Genomic DNA, 12808 nt, shown 5'->3' on the forward strand with positions numbered 1-12808 from the left:
ACGGCGCTCGCCCTACTGCAGCGAGACGTCCACCAGGTTGTCCTCGGCGATGCGGTCGACCAGCTTGTTGTACGGGTCGATGCCGGCGCGCGTGGGCAGGCGGTCCACGGTGAAGGTGAAGTCGCGCTGGCCCGCGCCCAGCCGCACGCGCTGCACGGCCAGCGGCTTCTCCTTGCCGGCCGCGCCCTCGAACACGCCAACCTCGACCAGGTCGTCCATCGGCGCCGGCGTCTCGTTGCCGTCACCGTCGGCCTGAGCCTTGCCGGCCTGCACCTGCAGGGTCACCTGGTAGCGACCGTCGGCCAGCTTGCGCGCCGTGGCCGAGCGCGCGCGGTTGTCGTAGAGCACGATCCGCTCGAAGCTGTCGTCGATGAAGGCCTGCAGGTCCGCCGGTGCCTGCGCGCGCAGCGCGGCCACGAACTCGCGGGTATCGGGGTAGCTGCCGTCGCGCCCGTCGGCCGGATCGGCGTTGGCGTAGCGGCGACGCAGCAACAGGTCGCGCAGCGCCGCGTTGACCTTGTCCTCGCCCATGTAGTCGGCCAGGGTGTACATCAGCAGGCCGCCCTTGTTGTACCAGACGTAGGGCTCGTTCTGGACCAGCACCAGCGGCCGCTCGCGACGCAGCTCGCGGGTCCGCCCGCGCAGGTAGCTGTCCAGCTCGGTGCGCAGCACCTTGCGCATGTAGTCCTGCCCGTACTGGTGCTTGAGCGCCATCAGCGCCGAGTACTCGGCCAGGGTCTCGGACATCATGTTCGAGCCCTCCACGTTGCCGCCGATCAGCTGGTGGCCCCACCACTGATGGCCCAGCTCGTGGGTGGTGATGAAGTACGCGAAGTCCACATCGTCGTCCTTGCGCCGGCGCTGGATGAAGCCCAGCGCTTCGGAGAACGGCACGGTGTTGGGGAAGGACTGGGCGAAGCTGCGGTAGCGCGGATACTCCAGGATGCGGTACTGGCGGAACTGGAACGGGCTGAAATGCGCCTCGTTGTAGGCCAGGCCCGCGCGCGAGGACGCCAGCAGGGTGCCGATGTTCCAGGCGTGGCCCGGGTGGTAGTAGACCTCCAGGTTGATCGGCCCCTCCTTGCCGGGATAGACCTCCTTGTGCACCGCGTAGCGCCCGGAGACGAAGGCGAAGAAGTTCTGCATGGGCTGCTGGCCCATGCTGTACTCGAAGTAGCGGCGGCCGTCCTTGCGCCATTCCTTCTGCAGGTAGCCCGGCGCCAGCGCGGTCTGGTCGCCGCTGGTGCCGACCACCGCGCGGAAGCTGATCCAGTCGGCGTTGGGACTGAACAGGTTGATCCTGGACTGCACCGGGTCGCCGCGCCTGGCCATCTCCTGCTGCGGCCCCAGGCCCTGTTCGCGGCGGCGGCGCGGATCGTCCAGCTCGTGGCCCGGCTGATAGCCCAGGACCGGGAAGAACTCCAGGTCGAAGAACGTGCCGTTGTAGGCGAACTTGCCGCCGGCATCGCCGCCGGAGAAGTCGGTGACCCGGCCGTCGGTGAAGCCGCGGCTGTCGTGGCCCACCTTGAAGTGCAGGGTCATCGTCTGCCCCGGCTGCAGCGGCGTGTCCAGTGCGTAGATCACGTACAGCCCGCGCGGCGCGCGGCTCACCAGATGGGCGGGGCGGTCGAAGGACAGTTCGCGCAGCGACTGGTTGATGTCGGTGAAGTGCAGCTGGGTCACCGGCACGCTGCCGCGGTTCTGCAGGGTGTAGGTGCCGGTGGCCTCGAACGAACGGCGCTCCGGATAGATCTCCACCGCCGTATCCACCGCCGTGACCTTGGGCAGCGGCACGTTCTGGTAGCGCTTGAACCGGCGCTCGTAGTCGGCCTGGATCGCGCGCCGGTCCTTGCTGCTCAGGAACTCGTTGAGCACATGGGTGTTGTAGTAGTACCAGCCGCCGGCCGCGGCGGCCACGCACAGGCAGGCCAGGGTCGCCGGCAGCCAGCCGGACGGCCGCCGCAGCGCCGCGCCGATGCGCCGGCGCAGGCCGGTCTCGGCGCCGCGCCGGGCCAGGGCCATGGACAGCACGCCCAGCGCGGCGAAGATCGCCAGCCAGTACAGGATCGACCAGAACAGCGCCGGCACGTAGTGCCCGTAGCCGTTCATGTCCGAATAGGTGAAGCCCGGCGTCGCGCCCGGCAGGTACAGCGTGTTCTCCAGCCCGAAGTTGTACAGGATCGGCACGATCACCCACAGGCCGATCACGATGGCGTGGCCCAGGAACTTGTTGGGCACCACCGTCTGCACGAACAGCGCCAGCATCGAGAAGCCCACCAGCTGCGGCAGGATCAGCACGAACAGTTCCTTGAAGTACAGCAGCGGCTCGTAGTGGTGGTAGCCCAGCACGGTCTGCATCAGCACGCCGCCGAGCATCGACAGCAGCAGCATCACCGCCTGCGCGGCGGTGAGGGCCGCCAGCTTGGAGGCGGCATCGGGCAGCGGCCGCAGCGGCAGCGCGTCGAAGATGCCGTCGAAGCGCACGTCGCGCTCGCGCCAGACCAGCTCGCCGGCGTACAGCGCGGTGACGATGACCAGGAACAGGTAGGCGTTGCCCTCCACCGATTCGAGCATCAGATAGGTCACCGGCCACACGTCGGTGCCGCTCATGCGTCCGGCGTAGTAGCCGTTGTTGACGATGAAGGCGAACAGCACGCCGCACAGCGCCCAGAACGGCACCGCCTTGAGGATCGCGCGCGTGCGCAGCCCGGCCAGCGCCAGGAACTGGCGCCAGCGCGTGCCCAGGTCGTCGCGCGGATGCACCACCGGCAGCCGGGTGGCGATCTGCGTGCGCGCCGGCGCACCCTGCACCTGTTCCAGGGTGCGCAGCTTGGCCGCGCGGCGCCCCTGCGAGCGCGCGCCCAGCGCCTCCACCGACATCGGGAACAGCACCGCCAGCACCGCCAGCACGACCGCGCCGAAGCCGAGCCACAGCAGCCGGTTGTAGAGGAACACGCCCGGCGCGTAGCCGCTGGTGGTGTCCAGCGGGAACAGCCAGCTGTTGCGCTCCACCACCGACCAGTAGCCGCTGACCACGCGCGTCAGCTGCAGGCCGATGGGGTCCAGGATGCCCGACCAGAAATGCTCGGTGGAGCGCGTGGCCGAGAACGCGGTGATGCCGATCAGGTACAGCACGAACAGCGCCACGCCCTGCACGTAGACCACGAACAGGCTGCGGGTCAGCGCCGCCACGGCGAAGAACAGCGCGCCGATGAAGAACACCTGCACCACCACGATGGCGAGGAAGGGCTGCAGGTACCAGAGCAGATGGTTCGGCCCGATGCGCGCCTGGTCGGCCCACGGCGCGTGGGTGCCCAGCCAGGCCCCGACCAGCAGGCCGGAGAAGGCGAACAGGGTGACCAGCATCGAGCCCGACCAGCGCCCGCCCAGGTACGACAGCCGCGACACCGGCTTGGTGAACAGCAGCTGGAAGGTGTCGCGCTGGAAGTCGCGCAGGATCGAGGTGCCGAAGATCGCGGCCATCACGATCATGCCGAACATGCACGCGCCGAACATGTTGTAGCCCATCGCCCAGGGCCCGTTGAGCATCACCTTGCCGCTCTGGCTGGACACCGGCCCGAAGTTCTCCGAGGCCACGCACAGGAACGCGAACGCCGCCCACATGAAGAAGTAGACGTAGGTGGACGGACTCTTGAAGCGCAGCTTCAGCTCGAAGCGCAGGAACTCGAGGAACTGGTGCATGGCGCGCCCTCCCCGGCTCAGGCGCGCCCGGCGGCGAGCCGGGTGAAGTAGACGTCCTCCAGGCCGGCGCCGGCGGGCACGAAGCCCTCGCCCGGCGCCTGCGGGGCCAGCACGCGCACCTCGTGGCGGCCACCGACCAGATGGGTGCTGATGAGCGTCATGTCGGCCTCGATGGCGCGCAGTTCCGCATCACTGTCCACCAGCTTGGACCACACCTGCCCGTCCAGCGCGCCGATGGCCTCGTTGGGCGCGCCCTCCAGCAGCACCTGGCCGCCGGCGATGATGGCCATGCGCGGGCACAGCTCGCGCACGTCATCGACGATGTGGGTGGACAGGATCACCGTCACGTCGCGGCCGATGCCGGCCAGCAGGTTGAGGAAGCGGTTGCGCTCGGCCGGGTCCAGGCCGGCGGTGGGCTCGTCCACGATCACCAGCCGCGGGTTGGCCAGCAGCGCCTGGGCGATGCCGAAGCGCTGCTTCATGCCGCCGGAGTAGGTGGCGATGGCCTTCTTGCGCGCGTTCCACAGGTTGGTCTGGTTGAGCAGCGCCTCGATCATCTCGCGCCGCTCGCCCTTGTGGGTCACGCCCTTGAGCACCGCCAGGTGCTCGAGCATGTCTAGCGCCGATACCTTGGGATAGACGCCGAACTCCTGCGGCAGATAGCCCAGCACGCGGCGCACGCGGTCCTTCTCGCGGACCACGTCGATGCCGTCCAGGGTGATGCTGCCGGCGTCCGGGTCCTGCAGGGTCGCGATGGTGCGCATCAGCGAACTCTTGCCCGCGCCGTTGGGCCCCAGCAGCCCGAACATGTGGTTGCCGATGGTCAGCGACAGGTCTTTCAGAGCCTGCACGCCGTTGGGATAGGTCTTGGACAGTCCTTCGATGACGAGGGCCATGCATGGATCCTTGGGAAGGTACTGGGGAGAGAGGGAGGTGCCGACCACCTCGATACTGGGCGCACGGCAGCCCGATGCGAATGCCCGGACGTCATCATGACGAAAGATCTAGGCGGCGCCGGCCAGCCGCCGTGCGCTGCTCTGCCGGGCTCGGACCCCCAGGCCGGGTTCGGCGGGCGGCACGTCGGGCCGGACCGCCTGGCGTCACTTCGGCGGCGGGCTCTCCTTGGTGAGCTGGCCGGCGGCGATGCGCCAGCCTTCGGCGGTCTCGACGGCCACAAGCAGCAGCGCCCGCTCGACCCCGGCGATCGGCTGACCCTTCGCATCGAGGAACCTGACCCGGAAGAACAGCGTGGCCACGCCGGGTTTGGGGAGGCGCACGGTGCTGGGGCCGAACGGCGCGATCGTCGTCTTGCCCGCCCAGGACGCATGCGCGGCCGCCAGGTCCCGGACGATGGCCGCGCGACCCTCGTCGCGCACTTCGGCGATCGGCACCCAGACCGCCTGCTCGGTGAAGAGCTGTTCGAAGCCTTGCGGCTGGTGGGCATTCCAGGCGTCGACGAAGGCCGCGATGAGCGTCTCCGGTCCGGTCGCCGCGGCTACGCCGTCCGGACTCGCGCCGGCGGGCGGTGCCGCGTCGGCACCCAGTGGGGCGCAGCAGGCGATCAGCAGCAGCGCCAGGAAGCGGGCGGTGCGCGAGGAGGGCGACAGCGTCATGTGCGTGTTTCCTTTGGTGTCGTCGGTGGAGGCAGCTTGTGGTCCGGCATGTCCTGTGCCTGGATGGGTGCGGAGCATGCGTCGGAGGACGCGCACACCTGGCATGTCGAGCTCAGGAAGGCGACTGGGCCCAGGTCGCGAGCCGCTGCGCGAGCGTGGTCGCGGTGACGGCATCGGAGAGCGGCCCCATCGCGAACAGGAGCGTGCCGCCGATGACGGTCACGGCCACGACCCGCCTGTGGGTGGCCAGGTCGAAGACGAACAGCGCGGCGATCGCGCCCAGCGGCACCAGGCCGATGAGCGCCGGATGGTGGACCATCACCGGAAACGTCAGCGCCGGCGGGTCCACTACGGGGAAGGCCATCCGGAACAGCGCCGGCGGCAGGAGTGCGGCATTGGCGATGAGCATCGCGCGCTTGTGCACGATGCAGTCGTTGCGCCTGTGGACGGCGAATGCGACGAAGGCGCCGAAGAACAGCATCTCGATGAGGTTGCCGATCAGGAAGGACGCCGGGCTGCCCAGCGCCGGAGGCAGCGCCAGCCCGCGCGCCAGCGTCCCGAACGTGGTGAGGATCCCGAGCACCACCATCGTGGCGGCGATCAGCGCGCCGGCCATGCCGAGCGCGCGGTGGAGCCGCAGGCGCCCGGTCGCGACCAGCGCGCACTGCACGACCATCAGCACCATCCAGGACGAGAACACGAGCCCATGTGCGTGGACCAGCGCACTGGGCTGATGCGAGAACGCCCCACCGCGCAGGAAGTAGCTGGAAGCGAACCCCATGAACACGATCGCCAGCATGACGAGCGACATGGCGGTGAAGAACGCATCGTCCGCGCGTCCGCGCAGGGCGGGAGCCGGGTGCGGCCTCGCGCCCATGACGGCCGGCGGCGGCGGCAAGGGCTTGCTCATCCCCGCTCCGGGGTGCCTTCGACAGCGCTGCGCGCCGGCCCACCCTCTGGATGGCGCGTCGCCGCGCCGCGCCCGCGCTTGTCCGCACCACAGCCCGCGATCAGCAGCAACACCAGCAGCAGGGTCATCGTCGATCTCCGGTCAGGACGTTGGGTCTTGCGGACGTCAGGCGCCTCGGCGCGTGGCGCCAGGGCTCAGTAGTGCTTGACCGCCGGGTCGTAGATCGTGGCCTGGCGCGCGATCAGCACCCAGGCGCCGTCGCTGTACTGCCAGATGTTGGTCGCGCGCCGGTGCAGCAGCTTGCCCTTCTCCGGTCCGAAGGTCGGGGTATAGGTGTCCTCGCCCATGGTCACGGCGACGTTGCCGTAGAACTCGGCGCGCTCGAGCCTGAAGGCGTAGCCCTGCTCGTAGTCGAGCATGCCGGCCTTGATCGCGCCGAACACCTGGTCGCGGGTCAGCACCGAGTTGTCGGGCGAGTTGACCAGCAGCTTGGGCGACCAGAGCTTGCTCAGCGCGTCCAGGTCACGGGCGACGATGGCCCGGCCCACCGCCTCGGCCGCCTGCGGCAGCTGCTGCCTGGCGCGGGCGTCGAGTTCCTGCGCCTGCGCCGATGCGATGCCGCACGAGGCGAAGAGCGCCAGCAGCAGGGTGAGCCTCAAGGTCCTGGACATGGGAATTCCTTCATGGATGGATGCGCGGCCTGCGCGCGGGAAGACGGATCGCGGCGGACGCCGCAGCCGGCCGTATCCGGGCCGGTCTGCAGGCTGTTACGCCGAAAGCCGCGCCAACCTGCCATCGACGCGGCGAAGAGGAACGCGGCGCGGCTCACGGCGGGTTGGGCCAGCGGAAGTCCTCGCGCGCCACCGACACGCTGAAGCGCTCGGCCGCGCTCTGGCGCCACCAGCCGAAGGGGACGAACAGCGCGTCGCCCGGCTGCAGCAGCACCGCGTGCAGCTCCAGCCCGCGCAGCTGCGGCAGGCGTTCGGTCAGGTCCGGCGCGGTCAGGTCGCCCAGCGTGCCGGCGCGGGCCAGCGGCTCCAGGCGCGCGGCCTCGCCCGGCGGCGCCAGCCAGATGCGGCGCTGGCCGTGCAGCTGCAGCAGCAGGCGGTTGCACGGCTCGGGCGCGGCCAGGGTGCCGCTGCCGGCCGCCTCCAGCCACAGCCGGCCCGGATCGCGGCCGCTCAGCAGGCGGGTGAGATGGCCCAGGCGCGGGGCCAGGTCCGGCAGCGCCTCCAGCGCCCCGGTCAGGCGCGGCTGCCACCCCGGCGTATCGGCAGGCTGCAGCGCCAGGCGGACGAAACGCTCCAACGTGCCGGGCCGACCCTGCGCATCGACCAGCGGCGCGCCGCCGTGGGTCGAGGCCAGCGCGTGCGGCGTCCATCGGCCCTGCCCTTCCTCGATCTCCCCGGCCAGCAGCACCGGCCAGTTGGCGGCGTAGTGCTCGTCCAGGAACACGCCGGTCGCCAGGCCGCCGCGCCGCGGCACCTGGCGGTTGCGCGCCGACAGCGCGCGCAGCCGCTGCAGACGGGACAGCACCTGCGCCGGGTCGTGCTGCGGCAGGGCCGGCGCCGCCGCGCGCGCATGCGGGCACGCCGGCGCGGCCGTCGGCCACGACGCCGCGCCCTCGAAGCCCGGCAGGCGCAGCTTGCTGCGGTGATCCGCCGCCCCGGGCGTGCCGTCGACATCGGTGCCGCGGAAGTAGAACTTCTGCCATTTCGCGCCCGGCGCGGCATGCGGCGTCGCCGCGACCTGCGCCTGGAACGCGTCGCGCGCCTGGCTCCACTGCTCGAAGCGGCGCTTGAGCTCGGGCGCCTCGTCGATCGGCGCGATGCGCGGCACCACGCCGTCGAGCAGAGCGCGCGGCAGCGGGAACAGGAACGCCACCGGCTCGTTCTCCTCGAAGCGCACCACGTGCCCGGCACGGGTGAAGCGCCAGTTCATGGTGAAGGTATAGGGCGCCCAGTCGGTCTCGATGACGCCGCCCAGCGGGGCGACGCCGTCCTTGGCCTGGTTGGGCGAACCGCCGACCCACAGGTTGTGTCCGGGCGAGGTGCGGAACAGCCCGGGGACATGGAAGGTGAAGGTGCCCTGCCCGAACAGCGCCACCGGCGCCTCGTGCGCCGCCGTGCCCGGGTCGGCCTGGATGCGCACGTCCTGCGGCAGCGGCCCGCCGTTCCAGTGCGCCTCGAACCCGCACGGGCTGAGCAGTTCCCAGCCATGCGCGTTGGCGATGCCCAGCGGCAGGCAGCGGTAGGCGAAGCCTTCGGGGCTGGCGTCCATCCAGGCGCGCCGCGGACTGGCCGCGCGCAGCCGCGGCCTCCAGCCCGGATAGACGTAGCAGGTCAGGTCCATCGCCGCGCCTCGCTCGCCTCAGAACGTGGCGCGCAGACTCAGCGTGCCCTGCTGGTCGCTCCAGCCGTCGGCCCACTGCCCGCGCCAGGCCAGCGACAGCGTCCATGGCCCGCGATGCGCGGTCAGCGCCGCGCCGGCCTCGCCGACATCGCGCGAGAGCGTGTCGCGATTGCCGTCGAACAGCGTGCCGTCGGCGGCGGTGAGCGCGTAGCGCTGGCCCTGCCCGGCCTGCGCGCGGCGATAGCCCACGTGCAGCTCCGGCGTCCAGCGCACCCCGCTTGCCTGCTCGAAGCTGCGCGACAGCCCCAGCGCCGCGTACGGCGACACCAGCGTCTCGCGCCGGGCCTGGCCGCTGACCTTGAACGCCTCGGGCACATCGCCGGTCTCGGCGAACGCGTCGCCGGTCAGACGCGTGACCACCACGCCGGCGATGGGGGTCAGCTGCGCCTGGCCGACGTCGAGCGGCAACGCCAGCTGCAGCGCCGCGGTGGCCGCATCCGTGCCGCGGCTGGAGAAGGCCAGCCCGATGCCGGTCTGACGCCAGGCGTGCTCGCGCGCATGGGCATAGCCCAGCATCGCCGACACGCCCAGCGGCCCGATCAGCTGCGAGCCGTACAGGGCCACGCGCGTGACATCACTGCGGCCGCGGCTGCCCAGGCCGTCGTGCAGCCAGGCGTTGTCCGTGCCGACCGCCAGGCCAAGCCGCGTGCCCTGGCCGAGCGTCCAGTCCGTGCCCACCTGCGTGGCCGTAGAGCGCGCGCCGAAGCCGACCTGGTCGCTGGCGCGTTCGACATCCAGGTCCTGGTAGCGCAGCTGCACCCAGCCGCGCGCGGCCGGGTCGAGCGCGACATCGCGGTTGAACAGGGTGTTGCCATCGCCCTCGGCGCGCAGGCGCGCCAGCAGCCCCATCGCGTCGGCCTGGCTGGACAGCGCCAGCGCGGTGGCCTGGCGACTGAACAACTCGCCGTCGTTGGGCGCGATCCGCACGGGCGCGGTGGGCGTCGGGGTTGGCGTCGGCGTCGGCGTCGGAGTCGGAGTCGGAGTCGGAGTCGGAGTCGGGGTTGGGGTCGGCGTTTGCGTTGGTGTTGGCGTGGGTGTTGGCGTTGGTGTTGGCGTGGGCGTCGGAGTTGGCGTCGGAGTTGGCGTTGGCGTTGGCGTCGGCGTTGGCGTCGGCGTCCCCAGGGTCAGGTAGGCATTGTTGGCGTCGTAGGTGACCGCGATCGGGAAGCCCGCCGGTGGCGTGGTGCCGGCCGCGCTGGTGACGCTGGCGAAGCTGCCGCTGACACCGCCCGTGGCGTTGACGAAACTGCGCGAGCCGCTGCCGTAGGTGCCCGGCGCCCAGGCGAAGGCCGCCGTGCCGCCCAGCGTGGCCGCACCGCCGGTGACCTTGAGCTGGTCGATCGCATCCGGTGTGACTCCCACGACCAGCGTGCCGCTGCCGGCCTGTGCGTAACGGCCCAGCACTTCCAGACTGTTGCCCGGCGCGCCGGACTGGCTCAGGTCCAGGGTGCCGGCGTTGTTGAATACGAACTGCCAGCTGCTCGCTCCCAGCGTCTGGCCCGCGCCCACGATCAGGCGTGAGGTGGCGTCGACGTTGACGCTGGCATCGGACTGGCCGTAGGAGGACGAGAGGGCGAGCCTGTCGCCGGTCAGGACCGCGACGCTTCCGTTGGTCAGATTGATCGTGCGCCAGTTGGATCCGAGGTTGATGCCCCTGGACGGATCGTTGCTGCTGAAGCTGCCGCCGCTGAACTGCAGTCCGTCCAGGCTGAGCGTGCTTTCGCCGAAGTCGTTGCTCAACCTGGTCAGCCCGGCGTAGTCGGCGGCGCTCAACCCGCTCACGCGGATGGTGCCCGAGCCGATCGCGATGCCGCCGGTCAGCGCACCTCCGGTCCAGTTCACCGTCGTGTCCGAACCCATGCCGTAGCCGGAGATGACGTCGCCGCGCACGCTGCCGCCACGCAGGTTCAGCACGTTGCTGTTGCTGAGCGCGATCGCGGCACCGCCGGCGCCGTCGATCGTGCCCGTGTTGTCGAGCACCAGCGCGCGCCCGCTGCCCGCGCTGACGCCGCCGACCAGGCTGCCGGCATTGGTGAGCGTCAGGGTGCTGGGCAGCGCCGTGCCGCGATCTGAGATCGACAAGGTCCCGACGTTGGGGACGCCGGTGGCGGTAACCGTGCCGCCCTGGGCCACGTCGATGACGGCATTGCCGCCGTAGCTCAGATTGATGCCACCCCCGCCCTGGATACTGCCGGCCACGGCGATGCGCAGGCCCGGATCCACGCTGGCCGTGGCGGTGCCGTACCCGTATGCGCTGCTGAAGTCGATGCCATAGTTGCGACCGGTCAGGCTGCCGTTGACCTGCACGACCGCGGTGCGGTCGGCGGCGCTGGTGCCGCTGCTTGGCAGCGCCTGTTCCAGGGTGACGGCGCTGCCGCTGGTCGAGCTCAGCGAGCCGTCCAGTTGCAGGATGGCCGCGCCATTGAAGTTGCGGACCGACAGCGCATTGCCCTGGCCACTGATGCTGGCCGCGCCCGTCACCGCGACATCGGTGCCGCCGACGCCGGAGTTCCACACCGCCACCGTGTCGGTCACGCCGGTGGGATTGCTGGTGCCGCGGGTGACCGCGCCGGTGAGCCTGACCGCCGTCCTGCCGGTGGTGCCCTGGTTCCAGGCGTAGACCGCGGTGGCGCCCGGCGTGCTGACATCGCCCAGCTGCAGCGTCAGGTCACGTCCGCTGGCGGCGTTGTGCGCGTTGACCGCGGCGTCGGTGCCGAAGGTGGCGGTGCTGCCCGAGCGGCTGACCGGGCCGGTGGAGATCACGCTCAGCGAGCCGGTCCCGCTGTTGTCGGCGTTGATGGCGCGCGCGCCTGCATCGACCCCGGCGGTGCGGATGGTCAGATCGCCGGTGCTCGCGCTGCCCAGCGACGCGCTGACGCCGACGCTGGCGGCGCCGCTGCCGGTCACCTGGCCGTCGGCCGTGATCGAGATCCCGCCGCGCGCCGCGTAGGCCTCGATGCCGGTGTAGCCGCTCACGGTCGAGGCGGCGGCGATCACGATGTCGCCATTGGTCGTGGCGGCGTTGATGCCCCGGCCCCCGCCGACGCCGCTCACGGCGCCCTGGGTCGTCACACTGACCGGGCCGCCGGCGTTGATGGCGAGGGCTTCGCCGCCGTTGCTGGGCGCCATCGCTACCGCGCCGCGGGTGATGACCGAGACCGGGGCGTTGGGGGCCGACACCACGACGCCGTAAGCGTAGCTGTAGCCCTGTCCATCGCCGCCGGTCACGCTGCCCAGATCCAGGCTCACCTGTCCGGCGTGGCTGGTTTCCAGCGAGAGGCCGAAGCCATGCACCGCGGTGACGCTGCCGTTGCTGACAAACGAGAGCGGCAGGTCGCCCTGATCCGGGTCGTAGCCGTTGTAGCGGAAGTAGATGCCCGCGCCGCCGCGGATGGAGGCCTGGTTGGCATCCGTGAAGCTGCCGGGGCCGTTGATCGTCAGTGCGGTGCCGCTGTTGCCGGTGTCCACGCCGAAGCCGGCGGCCGTGCTGGCGGTGTTCACGGTGGGGCTGAAGACGATGGTCTGCCCGCTGGTGTTGGGGCTGGCGGCGCCGTCGCAGATCCAGGTCTGCGGCGTCAGGTCGGTGCGCAGGACGCAGGCGGCCTGGGCGGCCTGCTGGGTGGCCAGCACGGCCAGGATGGAAACGCTCAGTGCGGCATAGCGCGGCACGGCCTTGCGCCGGATCGGGTTCATGTCTGCTCCATGGCGGGACGAGGAAGCCGCCGTCCCGGTACCGGGACGGCGGCGCGGGCCCGCCTCGCACGGACTCGCAGTCCTCTGTTACGCCGCATGGGGGCGGGGGCCGCCATGGCGTGGGAGTTTTTCTTTTCCTGATCGAAGATGGTGGCGTGTGAACGCCCAGATGCTGGGCAAATGCGACTTCGAAGGGGCAGCGGTCCGGCGGGCGGTGTCCGCTTTTCCCTCGGTCACGGCATCCTGCCCTGATTCGGACGCTCGGCTTCCTGCCTGGCTCGTCGTGGCCACCGCCCGCCGGACCGCTGCTGCGCGCGTCAGGTCACAGGGCGTCGGTTTGTGCGGTCGTTCGAGGCGCGTTCCCTTGCGCAGAACGCGATCAGCGACGGAAGGGCATCGACTCGAGGCTCCTTCCATCCTTGCGCGCAGCGCAGGGGAGCTCGAAATCGCGGTGGCGATTGAGAGGCAGGGGTTGGGG

The 12808-nt window shown here is 70.9% G+C and carries 8 protein-coding genes; all 8 read right to left on the reverse strand.

Features of this window, described 5'->3' with window-relative positions:
• Positions 1 to 12: 12 nt before the first annotated feature.
• The 8 genes from LAJ50_RS18930 to LAJ50_RS18960 all read right to left on the reverse strand — a co-directional run bounded on the left by LAJ50_RS18930 (position 13) and on the right by LAJ50_RS18960 (position 12330).
• A complete protein-coding gene (locus LAJ50_RS18930) occupies positions 13 to 3702 on the reverse strand; it encodes an ABC transporter permease (protein WP_138653849.1) in 3690 nt (1229 codons plus the stop codon).
• A gap of 17 nt (positions 3703 to 3719) precedes the next feature.
• The gene (locus LAJ50_RS18935) at positions 3720 to 4598 is read right to left on the reverse strand and encodes an ABC transporter ATP-binding protein (protein WP_130552764.1); all 879 of its coding nucleotides are present in this window, start codon (positions 4596 to 4598) and stop codon (positions 3720 to 3722) included.
• A 204-nt stretch (positions 4599 to 4802) separates the two neighbouring features.
• The gene (locus LAJ50_RS18940) at positions 4803 to 5315 is read right to left on the reverse strand and encodes an SgcJ/EcaC family oxidoreductase (RefSeq protein WP_171044627.1); all 513 of its coding nucleotides are present in this window, start codon (positions 5313 to 5315) and stop codon (positions 4803 to 4805) included.
• 112 nt (positions 5316 to 5427) lie between these two features.
• Positions 5428 to 6213 (reverse strand): hypothetical protein, encoded by a 786-nt coding sequence (locus LAJ50_RS18945; protein WP_138653853.1) that lies wholly within the window; start codon positions 6211 to 6213, stop codon positions 5428 to 5430.
• An 8-nt stretch (positions 6214 to 6221) separates the two neighbouring features.
• Entirely contained in the window at positions 6222 to 6353 is a 132-nt protein-coding gene (locus tag LAJ50_RS20245) for a hypothetical protein (RefSeq protein WP_255469396.1), read from the reverse strand.
• Between the two features lie 66 nt (positions 6354 to 6419).
• Positions 6420 to 6896, reverse strand: coding sequence for a nuclear transport factor 2 family protein (locus LAJ50_RS18950; RefSeq protein WP_138653855.1), 477 nt, complete (start codon positions 6894 to 6896; stop codon positions 6420 to 6422).
• A 154-nt stretch (positions 6897 to 7050) separates the two neighbouring features.
• The gene (locus LAJ50_RS18955; RefSeq protein ID WP_224096394.1) at positions 7051 to 8577 is read right to left on the reverse strand and encodes a DUF6065 family protein; all 1527 of its coding nucleotides are present in this window, start codon (positions 8575 to 8577) and stop codon (positions 7051 to 7053) included.
• An 18-nt stretch (positions 8578 to 8595) separates the two neighbouring features.
• Positions 8596 to 12330 (reverse strand): autotransporter outer membrane beta-barrel domain-containing protein, encoded by a 3735-nt coding sequence (locus tag LAJ50_RS18960; RefSeq protein ID WP_138655409.1) that lies wholly within the window; start codon positions 12328 to 12330, stop codon positions 8596 to 8598.
• Positions 12331 to 12808: the final 478 nt, after the last annotated feature.

The organism is Pseudoxanthomonas sp. X-1, from assembly GCF_020042665.1.
In the GTDB taxonomy this organism is placed as follows: Bacteria; Pseudomonadota; Gammaproteobacteria; order Xanthomonadales; family Xanthomonadaceae; genus Pseudoxanthomonas_A; species Pseudoxanthomonas_A spadix_A.

Bases quoted from the DNA above. Each gene is read 5' to 3' on its own strand.
- LAJ50_RS18930 (WP_138653849.1), bottom strand. From the start codon at position 3,702: ATGCACCAGTTCCTCGAGTTCCTGCGCTTCGAGCTGAAGCTGCGCTTC.
- LAJ50_RS18935 (WP_130552764.1), bottom strand. From the start codon at position 4,598: ATGGCCCTCGTCATCGAAGGACTGTCCAAGACCTATCCCAACGGCGTG.
- LAJ50_RS18960 (WP_138655409.1), bottom strand. From the start codon at position 12,330: ATGAACCCGATCCGGCGCAAGGCCGTGCCGCGCTATGCCGCACTGAGC.
- LAJ50_RS18940 (WP_171044627.1), bottom strand. From the start codon at position 5,315: ATGACGCTGTCGCCCTCCTCGCGCACCGCCCGCTTCCTGGCGCTGCTG.
- LAJ50_RS18950 (WP_138653855.1), bottom strand. From the start codon at position 6,896: ATGTCCAGGACCTTGAGGCTCACCCTGCTGCTGGCGCTCTTCGCCTCG.
- LAJ50_RS18955 (WP_224096394.1), bottom strand. From the start codon at position 8,577: ATGGACCTGACCTGCTACGTCTATCCGGGCTGGAGGCCGCGGCTGCGC.
- LAJ50_RS20245 (WP_255469396.1), bottom strand. From the start codon at position 6,353: ATGACCCTGCTGCTGGTGTTGCTGCTGATCGCGGGCTGTGGTGCGGAC.